The sequence below is a fragment of the Thermomonas haemolytica genome, assembly GCF_004346265.1.
Taxonomy (GTDB): Bacteria; Pseudomonadota; Gammaproteobacteria; order Xanthomonadales; family Xanthomonadaceae; genus Thermomonas; species Thermomonas haemolytica.
The window spans coordinates 24148-38646 of the sequence record NZ_SMAP01000008.1 but is presented as its reverse complement, the minus strand read 5'-3'; the positions used below and the strand labels follow the sequence as shown (position 1 = coordinate 38646).

General features: G+C 70.0%; 10 protein-coding genes. 4 read left to right on the top strand and 6 right to left on the bottom strand.

Features of this window, described 5'->3' with window-relative positions; genetic code table 11:
* Nucleotides 1-38: 38 nt before the first annotated feature.
* A complete protein-coding gene (locus EDC34_RS09745; RefSeq protein ID WP_114960657.1) occupies nucleotides 39-761 on the bottom strand; it encodes a hypothetical protein in 723 nt (240 codons plus the stop codon).
* Nucleotides 758-3547 carry a DNA methyltransferase gene (locus tag EDC34_RS09740; protein ID WP_114960658.1) on the bottom strand — a complete coding sequence of 930 codons (2790 nt, stop codon included), beginning with the start codon at nucleotides 3545-3547 and terminating at the stop codon, nucleotides 758-760. Before EDC34_RS09740 ends, EDC34_RS09745 begins: the two co-directional genes overlap by 4 nt.
* Nucleotides 3548-3802: 255 nt before the next feature.
* Here EDC34_RS09740 and EDC34_RS09735 point away from each other — a divergent pair, with 255 nt between their 5' ends.
* A complete protein-coding gene (locus EDC34_RS09735) occupies nucleotides 3803-5170 on the top strand; it encodes a M28 family metallopeptidase (protein WP_114960659.1) in 1368 nt (455 codons plus the stop codon).
* A 43-nt stretch (nucleotides 5171-5213) separates the two neighbouring features.
* A complete protein-coding gene (locus tag EDC34_RS09730; RefSeq protein ID WP_114960660.1) occupies nucleotides 5214-7130 on the top strand; it encodes an MFS transporter in 1917 nt (638 codons plus the stop codon).
* A 185-nt stretch (nucleotides 7131-7315) separates the two neighbouring features.
* Here the strand turns inward: EDC34_RS09730 and EDC34_RS09725 are convergent, their stop codons facing one another.
* From EDC34_RS09725 to EDC34_RS09710, 4 genes are all read right to left on the bottom strand, one after another.
* Nucleotides 7316-8197, bottom strand: a complete 882-nt coding sequence (locus EDC34_RS09725; protein ID WP_114960661.1) for a hypothetical protein — start codon at nucleotides 8195-8197, stop codon at nucleotides 7316-7318.
* Nucleotides 8198-8207: 10 nt separating this feature from the next.
* Nucleotides 8208-9137, bottom strand: coding sequence for an NAD(+) diphosphatase (gene nudC / locus EDC34_RS09720; RefSeq protein ID WP_114960662.1), 930 nt, complete (start codon nucleotides 9135-9137; stop codon nucleotides 8208-8210).
* Complete coding sequence (erpA, locus tag EDC34_RS09715) at nucleotides 9134-9508, bottom strand: iron-sulfur cluster insertion protein ErpA (RefSeq protein ID WP_114960663.1); 375 nt, start codon at nucleotides 9506-9508, stop codon at nucleotides 9134-9136. Before erpA ends, nudC begins: the two co-directional genes overlap by 4 nt.
* A 65-nt stretch (nucleotides 9509-9573) precedes the next feature.
* A complete protein-coding gene (locus EDC34_RS09710; RefSeq protein WP_240311116.1) occupies nucleotides 9574-10275 on the bottom strand; it encodes a DUF6776 family protein in 702 nt (233 codons plus the stop codon).
* Nucleotides 10276-10498: 223 nt separating this feature from the next.
* On the opposite strand from EDC34_RS09710, the gene EDC34_RS09705 reads away from it, so the two are divergent.
* Both EDC34_RS09705 and EDC34_RS09700 read left to right on the top strand, forming a co-directional pair.
* The gene (locus EDC34_RS09705) at nucleotides 10499-12193 is read left to right on the top strand and encodes an EAL domain-containing protein (protein ID WP_162797709.1); all 1695 of its coding nucleotides are present in this window, start codon (nucleotides 10499-10501) and stop codon (nucleotides 12191-12193) included.
* 44 nt (nucleotides 12194-12237) lie between these two features.
* Nucleotides 12238-14478, top strand: coding sequence for an ATP-binding protein (locus EDC34_RS09700; RefSeq protein ID WP_114960694.1), 2241 nt, complete (start codon nucleotides 12238-12240; stop codon nucleotides 14476-14478).
* Nucleotides 14479-14499: the final 21 nt, after the last annotated feature.

Genomic DNA, 14499 nt, shown 5'->3' with positions numbered 1-14499 from the left:
GCGTTCATGCCTAGCGAGCGGCGCGATCACGAGATCAATCAGCCCGCGTCCGTGCCCAGATCGACCAACCGCACCCAGTTGCCATCGCTGTTGCGGTATTTCCAGAACCACCAGCCGTTCATGCTGCGGTTGACGATAGACACGGCCGCCGCACTGAGTGACGGGTAGATCACCCCATCCAGCTTGACGGTATCGTCGCGGAGCAGCGTGGCGCGATAGGACTGGCGTTTGTAGTCGGCCTGCAAATGGAGTGGTCGCGGCAGTGCGGCGAATGCTGCCTCGCGGCGGGTGGACCGGGCAGTCGTCACAGGACGTGGCGATGTGGCCTTGCGTGCGGTCGGCATGTGGGACGCCCTGCCCAGCGCGGCCGCCCGCAAGCTGTCGTCGCGCCGCTTCATAGCCTGCGCCAGCGCGCGCTTGCGATCGCTGGCCCCCGGCAGCCGTCCACTCTGCTTGTTCCCGCTGGGGCTGTAGACCCGCAACAGCAGCGACTCCAGCGGCTTCAGATGTTCGTCGCGCGCGGTGAGGTACACGCTGAAGCGGTTCCATGCCCCGCGATGATGATCACTCTGGTGCTGATCCACCCGCCGCAGCAAGTCCACCGCTAGCCCCACGTAGTACAGCGTGTCGTCCTTGTAGAGCGCGTAGATGCCGGAATGGCCACGTATCAATTCGGCAAGCTGCGGACGATAGCGATCGTCCAGAATGGCGCCGGACATGCGCTCGATGTACTCGGTGACGAGGGTATCGTGCTGGCTCATGCAGCCCCCTTTGTTTTGCGTGGCTTCTTCGGCTTCGCCGCCGGCAGCAGGCTGGTCAGGGCCTGGTAGCGCTGGAACAGGAAGGCCACGCGTTCGGCGTCGGTGGAGAGTTTCGGCGGTTTGCGGCCGGCGGCTTTTTCGGCGGCGATGTAGGCGGCGTCCACCGCCTTGTCCAGCGCGGCGTGGGCTTTGACCAGCGCGGGCGGCATGGTCAGCGGGTCGTAGAGGTCGGCCAGTGTGGCGTCGGGGAACTGCGCGCGGGCGTCGAGGACGGCCTGTGCGGCGGCGGCGATGGCGGCGTGGTGTTTGTCGTCGTCGCCCAGCTCGGGCCAGGGGAAGTTGTTGTAGACGATGCCGGCAGAGTACTGATATCGACTTTCCAATCTTCCCGCGACTGCACGCATCCACGCCATATGCATCTGTGAGGTGATGACGCCGAAGTCGTACAGCCCGGCGCCCGCCACCACCAGGCTGGTGCCGCTGGCAATGGCATCCGGGCTTAGGAAACCGCAAGGGATGTATGCGCGGTTCTCGGAAGATACTTTTGGTAGCAGCAGATAGCGGCTGGCCGGCTGCCGGATTTCCCCGAACAGGCCCGGCGTTTTCGCCAGCTCGCGGGTGGTGGCCCTTCCGCTTCCAGCGCGGAATGCACGGCACGCTTCTATCCGTGCGCGCAGGAACGGTGACTGCTTGATGGCTGCCGGCGGCGCATCCACCAGCCACAGGCACCAGCGCGCGCCGGCATTGATGAATTCGTCGCCACCGAAATAAGGACGAATCCACGGCGCGATTGCCGGCTCGTCGGCAAGCGCCTGCCTGTACTCGTCATCACTCAGGATCAGGTGACCATCATCAATCGGCATGCTGCCGTAATTCATCGCGGGAGCCGTTGCACATAAAGGCGCACCGCGCTTCATGAGGAATACTTCCGGCGCATCCACCAAATAGGGATTAATGCGCTCCGCATCCAGCAACTGCGGCTCGCCATCCACACGCTCGTAGTCATACAGCGAAGCCGCGCGTAGGGGCTCAGCACCGAACCCAATAATCACGCAATGCACCGCCGCGTTCCCACGCGCCTCGTTGCTCCACTTGAACGTGCGGTGGGCGAACTGGATGTGCATGCCGCGCCGGTACAGCTCCGCCCATAGGATGCCGACCTGCTCGCCCTGGGTAATGGAATTGGTGGAAACGAACGCGACGCGCACGGGATGGCCGTCGATGTACTGCGCGGCCTTCAGATACCACGCGCAGACGAAATCCAGAACGCCGGCGCCCTTCACGCCCGCGAACACGGCCGCCATATCGGCCTTCTGCTCCGCGTTCTGCTCCTTCTTTCCCACGAACGGCGGATTCCCCAGGATGTAGTGCAGCTTCTCCGCCGGCACCACGTCGTTCCAATCCATCCGCAGCGCGTTGCCGTGGACAATCGTGGCGGATTTCTTCAGCGGCAGGCGCACCACGTTCTCGCCGAACTGCTCGGACACCCGCAGGTTCATCTGGTGGTCCATCAGCCACATCGCCACCTGCGCGATCTGCGCGGGGAACTCCTCGATCTCGATGCCGTAGAACTGGTCCACGTCCACCAGCACGTGGTCCTGCACGTGCGCCAGCACCGACTGCTGGGTGGCGAACTGGCGCTTGAGGATTTCCAGCTCCAGCGCGCGCAGCTCGCGGTAGGCGATCACCAGGAAGTTGCCGCAGCCGCAGGCCGGGTCGAGGAAGGTCAGCGTGGCCAGCCTGCGGTGCAGCTGCGCCAGCTTCTTTTCGTCATGGCCGGCCTTGTCCAGCTCGGCCTTGAGTTCGTCCAGGAACAGCGGGCCGATCAGCTTGAGGATGTTCTTCTCGCTGGTGTAGTGCGCGCCCAGGTTGCGGCGGGCCTTGGCGTCCATCACCGACTGGAACATGGCGCCGAAGATGGCCGGGCTGATGCGGCTCCAGTCCAGCAGGCTGGCATCCAGCAGCAGGCCGCGCATCTGCGCGTTGAAGTCGGCCAGCGGCAGGGTTTCCTCGAACAGCTTGCCGTTGACGTAGGGCAGCTCCGCCAGCTGCTCGTCCAGCGTGGTCTGGCGCTTCTCCGGCGGCGTGTTGAGCACCTGGAAGATGCGCCCCACCCACAGCCCGAGGTCGGCGCCGTCCTCGCTGGTGCGCTGGGCGATGAGCTCGTGGAAGCTCTGGCGCGGGAAGATGCCGGTGTCGTCCGCGAACAGGCAGAACAGCAGCCGCACCAGCAGCAGCTCCAGCGCGTGGCCGTCGTAGCCGGCGGCCTTCAGCGCATCGTGCAGCTTGCCCATGCGCTCGGCGGCCTGCACGTTGACGGGGTCTTCTTCCTTGTAGCTGCGGCTCTGGTAGCCGCTGATGAAGCCGAAGCGCCCGATCTGTTTGTGCAGCTCGGCCAGCGGAAAGTCGGTGCGCTCGCCGGTTTCCAGGTCGTGCAGGCGGAAGCGCTGGAAGTCGGAGACCAGTACGAAGCGCGGCAGCTCGGCGTCCTTCAGCCCGGCGAAGTAGTCGGTGGCCTGTTCGAACGCGGCGTCCAGGTCGCGGCCCTCGCTCTTGTGCTCGGCCAGCATCACGCCCGGCCAGAACACGTCGATGCGGCCGTGCTGGCTGCCGCTGAAGCGGGCGGCCTTCTGCTCGAACACGGCCACGCGCCGGCGGTTGACGCCGAACACGTTGAAAAACTCGTTCCAGAAGCTCTGCGCCTCGGCGCGCTCGCTGGTTTCCCCGGCCCATTCCCTGGCGAACGCGCGGGCGCGCTCGCGGATCTCGTTGAGGCTCAGTGGCATTCCTTGTCCCTCCCCCGGTGAGGATAGCCGGTCACGGCTCCGGTTTGCGCTGGGATCGCGGCATGGCTTGCGGGCTGCGTTGCTGGCAGGCGCAGCATGGCGGGCACGCACTCGCGGGAGGCCGCCCGTGGTTCGACAGGCTCACCACGAACGGCATCCTGATTCCGCCCACCACGCCCGGCCATCGCCGCAGGCCCGCAATGGGCGCGCGACTGCGGCTATCCTCCATGCATCCATCCGCTTCCTGCCATCGCCATGCGCACCTTCATTCCGCTGCTGCTGGGTACCGCCATCGCCACCGCCAGCGCGCAATCCACGCCGCCACCGGCCGACCTGCCGCTGCTGGACGCCCTGGGCCGCGCGCCTTCGGCGGCCAACATCGAGCGCGACGTGCGCACGCTGGTGGGCTTCGGCACCCGGCACACGCTGTCGGACACCACCTCGCCCACGCGCGGCATCGGCGCGGCGCGGCGCTGGGTGTTCGACGAGTTCACCCGCATCTCGAAGGCCTGCGGCGGCTGCCTGGAGGTGCGCTACGTCAGCGGCACCGTGCAGGGCGAGCCGCGCATCCCGGGGCCGGTGGAGGTGGTCAGCGTGATCGCCATCCAGCGCGGCACGGTGGACCCGAACCGCTACGTGATCATGAGCGGCGACATCGACTCGCGCGCCAGCGACGTGATGGACGCCACCTCGGATGCGCCCGGCGCCAACGACAACGCCAGCGGCCTGGCCGGCGTGCTGGAAGCCGCGCGCGTGTTGAGCCGGCAGCGCTTCGCCGGCTCCATCGTGTACGCGGCGCTGTCCGGCGAGGAGCAGGGCCTGTACGGCGGCAAGTTCCTCGCCGAGGAGGCCAAGCGCCAGGGCTGGCGGATCGAGGCGGTGCTGAACAACGACATGATCGGCAACATCGCCGGCATCGACGGCGTGATCGACAACCACACCGCGCGCGTGTTTTCCGAGGGCACGCGCGCCACCGAAACCGCCGAGGAAGCGCGCCAACGCCGCTTCACCGGCGGCGAGCTGGATTCGCCCAGCCGCAACCTGGCGCGCTACATCGCGCGCATGGCCGAGCACGTGCCCAACCTCGACGTGATGCTGGTCAACCGGCTGGACCGCTTCGGTCGCGGCGGCCACCACCGCCCGTTCAACGAGGCCGGCTATCCGGCGGTGCGGGTGATGGAAGCGCACGAGCACTACGACCGCCAGCACCAGGACGTGCGCACCGAAAACGGGCGCCGCTACGGGGACACCATCGACGGCGTGGATTTCCCCTACGCCGCCAAGCTCACCGCGCTCAACGTGGTGGCGCTGGCCGGCCTGGCCTCGGCGCCGCCGCCGCCGGCGGACGTGCGCATCGAGGGCGCGGTGAGCGCCGACACCACCCTGAAATGGACGCGCCCGCCCGCCGCGCAGGCCGCCACCCTGGCCGGCTACCGGGTGTACTGGCGGCTCACCACCGACCCGCAGTGGACGCACGGCCGCTGGGTGGGCGATGTCACCACCGCCACGCTGCACGACGTGGTGATCGACGACTACTTCTTCGGCGTGGCCGCGGTGGCGAAGGACGGCAGCGAGAGCCCGGTGGTGTTCCCCGGCGCCGCGGGCAGCTTCGGCGGGTACTGACGCCGGCTTCCGCTATCCTCCGCGCATCCATCCGGGGGATGCCATGGCCCACTCGCAGTTCGACCTGCTCCGGCAGCGCCGCTTCCTGCCGTATTTCACGGTGCAGGCGCTGGGCGCGTTCAACGACAACGTGTACCGGCAGGCGATCATCGGCCTGCTGGCGTACATGGCGGTGGACAGCGCCGAAATGGGGCTGTACGCGAACCTGGCGCCGGCACTCTTCATCCTGCCGTTCTTCCTGTTCTCGGCCAGTGCCGGGCAGATCGCGGAGAAGCTGGAGAAGCAGAAGCTCATCGTGATCACCACCTCGATGGAGATCGCGGTGATGTCGCTGGCGGCGGTGGGCTTTTTGCTGCAGAGCATGCCGGTGCTGCTGGTGGCGCTGTTCGGCACCGGGCTGCAGTCCACCCTGTTCGGGCCGGTGAAGTATTCGATCCTGCCCTCGGTGCTGAAGCCGGAGGAACTGACCGGCGGCAACGGGCTGGTGGAGATGGGCACCTCGGTGGCGATTTTGCTGGGGATGATCTACGGCGGCGCGGTCTTCCAGCTGGCCGGCGATCACGGCCCGCAGCTGGCGGCGGCCTCGGTGGTGCTGCTGGCGATCGCCGGCAACACGCTGGCGCGGCGCATCCCGAAGGTGGATGCCGGCGACCCGGGCCTGAAGGTGGACTGGAACATCCTGCGCGAGTCCTGGCGCATCTGGCAGCTGACGCGCCGGCAGCTGGCGGTGCGCAACGCGGTGCTGGGCGTGAGCTGGTTCTGGTTCGTGGGCACCGTGCTCACCGCGCAGCTGCCGGTCTATGCGCAGGCGAACCTGGGCGGCACCCAGGCGCTGTACATCTTCGCGCTGGCGCTGTTCTCGGTGGGCGTCGGCATCGGCTCGATCTCGTGCGAGAAGCTGTCCGGGCGCACGGTGGAAATCGGCCTGGTGCCGCTGGGCGCGTTCGGCATCAGCGCCTTTCTGCTCGACCTGTACTTCGCGCGGCCCGGGCAGGCGCTGGCGCACGGGCTGTCGGTGCTGGAGTTCGTGCGCGCGCCGGGTAGCCTGCGGATCATGGCCGACCTGGTGGGGATCGGCCTGTTCACCGGCTTCTTCGTGGTGCCGCTGTTCGCGCTGATCCAGAGCCGCACGCCGCGCAACGAGTTGGCGCGGGTGATCTCGGGCATGAACATCCAGAACGCGATGTTCATCGTCGCCGCGGCGATCATCGGGCTGGCGCTGCAACGTTTCCTCGGCTGGACGATCCCGCAGGTGTTCCTGGCGCTGGCCATCGCCAACACGCTGGTGGCGCTCTACATCTTCACCATCGTGCCCGAGTTCTTCATGCGCTTCCTCAGCTGGGTGATGGTGCGCACGCTGTACCGGCTGAAGCTGCACGGCATCGAAGACCACGTGCCGGACGAGGGCGCGGCGCTTTTGGTGTGCAACCACGTGAGCTACATGGACGCGCTGATCCTTTCGGCCTGTATCCCGCGCCCGGTACGGTTCGTGATGTATTACAGGATCTTCAACATCCCCGTGCTGCGTTGGATCTTCCGCACCGCCAAGGCGATCCCGATCGCCGGCGCGCGCGAGGACCCGGAGGTGATGCAGCGCGCGTTCGACGCGGTGGACGCGGCGCTGGCCGAGGGCGAGCTGGTGTGCATCTTCCCGGAAGGCGCGCTGACCAAGGACGGGCAGATCGCGCCGTTCAAGTCCGGCGTGGAGAAGATCCTCGCACGCGCCGCCGCGCGCGGGCAGGACGTGCCGGTGGTGCCGCTGGCGCTGCGCAACATGTGGGGCAGCATGTGGAGCCGGCGCAGCGCGTCTGCCGAAAGCGGGCGCTTGGGCCGCATGCGCCTGCCACGCCGGCTGCGCGCGCGGATCGAGGTCGTCGCCGGCGCGCCGATTCCGGGCGCGCAGGCCAGCGCCGCCCTGCTGGAAGCCCAGGTCCGCGCCCTGCGCGGGGACGCGGCGTAGGGCGGCGTCATCCCGCCTCCGCAGCGCCCCCCGCAATTCCCGTTCACGGTGAGCCCGGAATCCGGTTCACGGCGAGCCCGCAACTCCCGTTCGTGGTGAGCCTGTCGAACCACGGACGGGCCAGCAAGCCCCGTTCATCCTTCGACAGGCCCAGGGCGAACGGCGCATTCGGCGCGCGGCCGGACTCAACCCACCCAGCCGGCCACCACGAACAGGGCCAGCACCGAAAGCCACAGCAGCAGGACGCGCCAGGCCAGGTTCATCGCCTCGCGCAGTTCCGGCAGCGGGCCGAACACCTCGGTCAACGCCACCTCGGCGGCGATGCCTTCGGCGGTGTAGTCGGCGACTTCCTCGGCGATGTCGGTGCGCACGCTGGCGCGCGCTGCGGCATCCAGCAGGCCAGCCTGCAGTCCGAACGCGCCGGGCATGCGCCAGGCCGCGGCCACCGCGGAAAAATCCGCGACCACCGCCAGCGCCAGCACCATCAGCTGGGTCACCGGCCAGTCCAGCAGTGCCAGCAGGGTGCGCACAAACGGCCGGACGGGGCCCGGCACCGCCTCGGCCTGGTCTTCCGCGGCCAGCGCCGCCAGCCGGTACAGCAGGGCGCCGGCCGCGCCCAGCAGGCAGAACCAGAACAGCACCCCGAACCAGCGCCGCTGCGCGCCGCGGAACACCGCCTCCACGCAGGCCGCGGCGTCCGCCGGGGCGCCGCCGGCGGGCCACAGGCGCGCCGCCGCGGCCCGCCGGCCGGCCGGATCGGGCGCGGCCAGCACCGCCGCCACGTCGCGGTCGAGATCGCGTGGGCCCCAGCACCAGAACAGCACGACGATCCCCAGCAGCAGGCTGGCCAGGCCCCAGCCGAACGGGCGCAGGCCCAGCTGCAGGACGCCCATCGCCAGCACGGGCAGGCCCAGGGCGAGCAGCAGGTACAGCGCCGCCGGTAGGCGCTGCCCCGGCCAGCGCAGCCAGTCGCGGTAGGCCTCGAAGCGACGCACGCGGGCCGCCAGCCCCGGCGCCAGGTGGCCCAGGGCCAGGGCGATGACGACCGCGAGCAGGGTGATGGCCATGGCCGCCAGTCTAGCCGGCGCGGGCGGCGTCGTATTCGTCCAGCCAGGCGCGGATCACGTGGCGGGCGATGGAGATGGGCGACGGCAGCACGATGTCGTCGCCGGGGCCGTCGGCATCGTTCCAGTCGCGCGCCAGCGCCGCGCGCACGTCCTCGGCGCTGAACCAGCGCGCGGCTTCGATCTCCGACCCCGGCTGCGGCGGATCGGGCTCGGCCTGGGCAAGAAAGCCGAGCATCAGCGCGCCCGGGAACGGCCACGGCTGCGAGGCCAGGTAGCGCGCGCTGTGCAGGTGCACGCGCACGCCGGTTTCCTCCATCACCTCGCGCACCACCGTCTGCTCCAGGGTCTCGCCGGGTTCGACGAAGCCGGCCAGCACCGACCAGCGCCGCCGCGGCCAGCTGGCCTGGCGCGCCAGCAGCAGGCGCTCACCGTCGGTGATGGCCGCGATCATGGCCTGGTCGGTGCGCGGGTAGTGCTCGCTGCCGCAGGCATCGCACACGCCCAGCCAGCCGCCACGCGCGAACCGCAGCGGGCCGGCGCAGGCCGGGCAGAAGCGGTGGCGCTGGTGCCAGTGCTGCAGCGCCCGCGCCTGCGCAAACAGGGTGGCTTGCCAGGCCGGCCACTGCGCCGCGGCGCTGCGCAGGTCCAGCCAGCCGGCGGCCGTGGGCGCGGCGGTTTCGGCCAGGAACCAGGCGCGGCCTTCGCGCAGGCCGAGGAAAGTGCACTCTTGCGGACCGCCGGCCACCGCGGCGGCGGCCAGTTCCAGCAGCTGGCCGCGGGCATCCACCGGCGCCTGCCCGCGTGCGTCCAGCGCGATCACCCCGGCCTGCGGCCACAGCGCGGCCAGGGCCTCGGGGTCGCTGCGCAGGTGGTCGGCGCGGTCGAGCGCGCCGTCCACGAATGCGAACGGGCACGCCGGCGGCGCCGGGGCCGCGGTCATACGGTGAAGCTGCTGCCGCAGCCGCAGGTGGTCTTGGCGTTGGGGTTGCGGATCACGAACTGGGCGCCGGCCAGCGATTCGCTGTAATCGACCTCGGCGCCCATCAGGTATTGCAGGCTGAGCGGATCCACCAGCAGCGTGGCGCCGTCGGTGGCGATCGCCAGGTCGTCCGGCTCCTGGCCCTCGTCGAACTCGAAGCCGTACTGGAAGCCGGAGCAACCGCCGCCCTGGATGTACACCCGCAGCTTGAGCGCCGGGTTGCCTTCCTCCGCCACCAGTTCGCGCACCTTGGCCGCGGCGGCGGCGGTGAAACGCAGTGGGGATGCGGGCGGCAGCGGCGGCGCGGCGGGTTCGAGCAGGGGCAGATCCATGCCAACAGCATGGGGCGCGGGCGGCGTGGATTCAACCCGAGGATGCGATCGGGGAGGCCCTGCGATCACTCCTCCCCGGACTGCGCCGGGGCCACCACCGCCGACCACGGGAACGCCTGTTCCAGCGGTGCGCCGTTCTCGGGCAGCAGGCGCACCACCACCCGCACCGGCCTGCTGCCGCGCGGCAGCACCAGGTCGCCTTCCACCTGCTGGAAATACTTGAAGGCGTAGGGAATGCCCGCGGCGGCGGCCGGCGCGGCCAGGGCCGGCCACTCCAGCCGGCGCAGGTGGCGCCCGTCGCTAGCTTCCACCTGCAGCTGCAGGCGGCCGGCATTGACCACCCCGCGGTTGATGTTCTGGGTCAGAGTGGCGGTGAAGTGCCACAGCTGCGGGTCCCGCTGCGGTTGCAGTACCAGCGCGTGCACCCCCAGTCCGCGGCGCTGGGCGCTGCCGGCGAAACGCTCGTAGAAGGCGACATCGGCGCGCAACGCGGCGATCTCCTCGTCGCGCTCGGCCAGGGTCGCCTGCAGGCGGGCGTTGGCCTCGCGGCTGATGCGGTCGGCCAGGGCCAGGGTCGCGTTGCGCTGCTCGAGCGTCGCGATCCGGCGCGCCTGCGCCTGCAGCTGCTCGCGCGCATTGGCCGGCTGCGGGGCGAAACTGCGCCAGGCGCCCCACAGGCCCAGCAGCAGGGCCGCGGCGACCAGCAGCGCGCGCGCCAGGCGCGGATGCCCGGGGCGCGGGCGCGATGGCAGCGGAGAGGTCGGCATTCAGGGGGGTATCGCATCGCCGCGATCACTGCGTCAAGCCAAATTGGCGTATAGACTGGCCCCGACCCCCGCCGGAATGCGCGGCGCCGACGTGCGCCGGCGACCTCCATTCCCCGCGTTTTGCGTCAGAATCACCAAATATGGACGTGCTGCCCCGCCCGATGGACTCCCGCATCGTCAATGCTTCCGCCCTCCTTCCTGCGCCGGTCGCGGGGAACCCCGCATGAGCACGCTGCAGGACCCGGCCGCCGTCGATGCCCTTCCCTACCGCGTGCTGATCGTCGAGGACGATCGCAGCCAGGCGGTGTTCGCGGAAGCGATCCTGCGCGGCGCCGGGATGCAGGTGGAAGTGGTCGCGGTGCCGGAACGGGTGCTGGAGGCGGTGGAGCGCTTCGCGCCGGACCTGGTGCTGATGGACCTGCACCTGCCCGGCACCAGCGGCACCGTGCTCACCCGCCAGATCCGCGAGCTGGCGCGCTTCGAACACACGCCAGTGGTGTTCCTGACCGGCGACCAGGACCCCGAGCGCCAGCTGGAAGTGCTGGAGCAGGGCGGCGACGACTTCATCCTCAAGCCGGTGCGTCCGCGCCATCTGATCGTGGCAGTGCAGAGCCGCGTGCGCCGCGCGCGCGCGCTGTTGAGCAGCCGCCAGGCCCCGGCCGAATCCGACCGCCATCCAGTGACCGGGCTGTATACCCGCCCTGCGCTGATGAAGGCACTGGCGGCACAACTGGCCAGCGGCGCGCCTGGAGGCGCGGTGCTGGTGGAAACCGGCAATGCGGTCGCCCTGCGCGGCCGCTACGGATATGCCGCCTTCGAAACCCTGATGAGTGACGCCGGGCGCTTCCTAGGCAGCCTGACCGGCGAGCATCCCGCTGCCCGGCTCGGCGACAACGTCTTTCTGATCGCGGCCAAGGGCCTGGACCGCGAGGCGCTGGACGCATTCGTGCGCCGCCTGCGCGACGGCATCGGCTACCACGACTTCCAGGTGGACGGCGAACCGCTGCGGCTGCGCTGCACCCTGGGCTACACCACCTACGAGCACGGCTTCGTGGATGCCGGCGCCGCACTGGCCGCGGCCGAGGACGCGGCGCGCGAGGCGCATGCCTCGCCGGTGGGGATCGCGGCCTACACGCCGCCCGACACCACCGCCGATGGCGACGTGGTGCAGGAGCTGCGCGCCGCGCTGGCGCCGGGCGGGCAGGGCCTGTACCTGGCGTTCCAGCCGGTGGTGGCGGTGGCCGGCGGCGACGAGGCCCAGTTCCAGGTCCTGCTGCGGATGACCGGGGCCGACGGCAACGTGCGCAAGGCCGCCGAGTTCCTGCCCGCGGCGCAGGCCAGCGGGCTGATGCCGCAGCTCGATCGCTGGGTGATGGAGAACGCGCTGCAACTGCTGCAGAAGCGCCGGGCCGAGAGCCGCCCGCTGCGCCTGTTCGTCTCGCAGTCGCCGCGCACCCTCGCCCAGGACAGCTATGTCGGCTGGCTGCAGGAGGCGCTGGACCGCCATGCGGTGGACGGCCCCTCGCTGGTGATCGATCTGCGCCTGGAGGATGCGGTGATCCACGTGGTGCTATTGCACCAGGTCTGCGAGCAGCTGGTGCCGGCCGGGGTGCAGTTCTGCCTCAGCCAGTTCCGCAGCAACGAGGATGCCAACCAGCTGCTGCAGGAGCTGCCGCTGGGCTATCTGCGGCTGTCGGCCGAATTCGCCCGCCATCCGCTGCCGCCGGAGTTGCAGGACGAAATGCGGGTGATCATCGAGCGCGCGCACCGGCTCGGCCTGCAGGTGATCGGGCAGGCGGTGGAAGACCCGCAGGCCGCGGCCGCGCTGTGGGTGGCCGGGATCGACTTCATCCAGGGCAACCTGGTCCAGCACCCCGACCAGGCGCTGGAATTCGATTTCCGGAGCGCCACCCTGTGAGCACGGCGGGCGGCTCGGGCCTGACCCTTGCCAGTGCCCGCTGGATGGCCCTGGGCGCGGCGGCCGGCGCGGCGCTGGCGCTGGTGGTGGAGCAGCTGGGCGTGCAGGGCCCGTGGCAGATCATCGCCCTGATCCTCGCCCTGCTCGCGCTGTTCGCCAGCACCACCTATGCGCTCACCGCGCGCAATCGGGAACTGGAGCTGCGCGAACAGGCCGAGCAGACCCGGCGCCAGGTGGAGGAAATCAGCCTGCTGCAGCGGGAGATCGACCGCCACACCAAGCTGGAAGAAGAGCTCACCCGCGCCAAGCAGGCGGCGGAGGCGGCGGTGATGGCCAAGGGCGAGTTCCTGGCCACCATGAGCCACGAGATCCGCACCCCGCTGAACGGCATCATCCCGATGCTGGACCTGCTGACCAGCTCGCGCATGACCCTGGACCAGCAGGAGATCCTGCGCACCGCGATCGCCTCGGCGCAGCAGCTGCTGCGGATCGTGGACGACATCCTGGATTACTCCAAGCTGGAAGCCGACCGCCTGGAGCTGGAGACCACCGCGTTCAACCTGCGCGAGCTGCTGCAGAGTGTGATCACGCTGATGGAGCGGCCGGCGGCCGCCAAGAACCTGCACCTGACCCTGTACATCGATTCCTCGGTGCGGTTGCCCGTGCGCGGCGACCCGGTGCGGCTGCGCCAGGTCATCAGCAACCTGGTCAGCAACGCGATCAAGTTCACCGAGCGCGGCAGCGTCACCGTCACCGTCAAGCGGATCGGCGAAACCCCGGCCCAGCACCTGCTGCGCTTCGAGGTGCAGGACACCGGCATCGGCATCGAGCCGGCGATCCGCGACAAGCTGTTCCAGCCGTTCAGCCAGGCCGATGCCTCCACCACCCGGCTGTACGGCGGCACCGGCCTGGGGCTGGTGATCTCGCAGCGCATCGTGGCGTTGATGGGCGGCAAGATCGGGGTGGAGTCGCAGCCGGGGCTGGGTTCCACCTTCTGGTTCGAAGTGCCGCTGCTGAAGGTCGCCGGCGACATGCCGACCCAGCAGGAAGACCTGCACGGCGGGCGCGTGCTGCTGATCACCACCGATGCGCGGCTGCGCATGCGCCTGACCATGCTGCTGCCGAACTGGGGCCTGCGCGTCACCACCGTGGAGAACACCCACGACGCGCTGGAGCGCCTGCGCCAGGCGCATGCGCAGGGCGAGCCGTGGACCTTCTCGGTGGTGCTGGCGGACCTCTCCAGCATCCGCAGCACCGCGCTGTCGCTGGCGCGCAACATGGAACGCCGCCAGCAGTACGGCGACGTGCGTCTGGTGTACCTGCGCGGCGACGACGTCACCTCCCTGGATCTGCCGCTCTCGGCCACCATCATCCCGCGCAACGTCGAGGATGCCGACCTGCGCGCGGCGCTGTCCGCCTCCGGGGTGTCGTGGGCGCACCACGATCCGCATCCGGCTCCGGCCAAGCACGGTGCGGCCGCCGGCCAGACAGAGAGCACGCGGGCGCCGCGCGTGCTGCTGGTCGAGGACAACCCGGTCAACCTGATGGTGGCGCAGCGCCTGCTGCAGGTGCTGGGCGCCGAGTGCGACACCGCCGGCAACGGCCAGGTGGCACTGGAGAAGCTCGAAGGCGGCGATTACGACCTGGTGCTGATGGACTGCCAGATGCCGGTGCTGGACGGCTATGCCGCCACCCGCAAATGGCGCGAGATCGAGCAGCAGCGGCCGACCGCACGGCGCATGCCGATCGTGGCGATGACCGCCAACGCGATGGCCGGCGACCGCCAGAAGTGCCTGGACGCCGGCATGGACGACTATCTGGCCAAGCCCGTCACCCGCGCCGAGCTGGAGCAATGCATCGCGCGCTGGCGCGGCACCCGCATGCCGGTGCCCGACAGCCTGCCGCCGCCCGCCGAGCTGGCGGAACGCTCGCCGCCGGTGCTCGATAGCGGGGTACTGGGCGAGCTGCGCGAAGTCCTCGGCGCCGAAGTGGACAAGATCATCGCGGTGTATCTGGAAGACGCGCCGCGCCTGATCGCGCAGCTGGAGCGCGCCGCGGTCTCCAACGACCCGATCGCGCTGCGGGTGGCCGCGCACACCCTGAAATCGTCCAGCGCCAACGTCGGCGCGACCACATTGTCGAACGCCGCGCGCGACCTCGAGCACGGCGCGCGCGACGGCACCCTGACCGAGCCCTCGGCCGCGGTGGCCGCCATCGTCGCCGAGTTCGCGCGCGTGCGCGCAGCGCTGCAGGGGCAGCAGGCTGCCGGCAAGGCGCCGGCCTGACCGCAGCCTCCGCGCCCCGGC

Excerpts from the sequence above, each read along its gene's own strand:
- EDC34_RS09745 (WP_114960657.1), bottom strand. The coding sequence starts at position 761 with ATGAGCCAGCACGATACCCTCGTCACCGAGTACATCGAGCGCATGTCC.
- EDC34_RS09740 (WP_114960658.1), bottom strand. The coding sequence starts at position 3,547 with ATGCCACTGAGCCTCAACGAGATCCGCGAGCGCGCCCGCGCGTTCGCC.
- EDC34_RS09735 (WP_114960659.1), top strand. The coding sequence starts at position 3,803 with ATGCGCACCTTCATTCCGCTGCTGCTGGGTACCGCCATCGCCACCGCC.
- EDC34_RS09730 (WP_114960660.1), top strand. The coding sequence starts at position 5,214 with ATGGCCCACTCGCAGTTCGACCTGCTCCGGCAGCGCCGCTTCCTGCCG.
- EDC34_RS09725 (WP_114960661.1), bottom strand. The coding sequence starts at position 8,197 with ATGGCCATCACCCTGCTCGCGGTCGTCATCGCCCTGGCCCTGGGCCAC.
- nudC (WP_114960662.1), bottom strand. The coding sequence starts at position 9,137 with ATGACCGCGGCCCCGGCGCCGCCGGCGTGCCCGTTCGCATTCGTGGAC.
- erpA (WP_114960663.1), bottom strand. The coding sequence starts at position 9,508 with ATGGATCTGCCCCTGCTCGAACCCGCCGCGCCGCCGCTGCCGCCCGCA.
- EDC34_RS09710 (WP_240311116.1), bottom strand. The coding sequence starts at position 10,275 with ATGCCGACCTCTCCGCTGCCATCGCGCCCGCGCCCCGGGCATCCGCGC.
- EDC34_RS09705 (WP_162797709.1), top strand. The coding sequence starts at position 10,499 with ATGAGCACGCTGCAGGACCCGGCCGCCGTCGATGCCCTTCCCTACCGC.
- EDC34_RS09700 (WP_114960694.1), top strand. The coding sequence starts at position 12,238 with ATGGCCCTGGGCGCGGCGGCCGGCGCGGCGCTGGCGCTGGTGGTGGAG.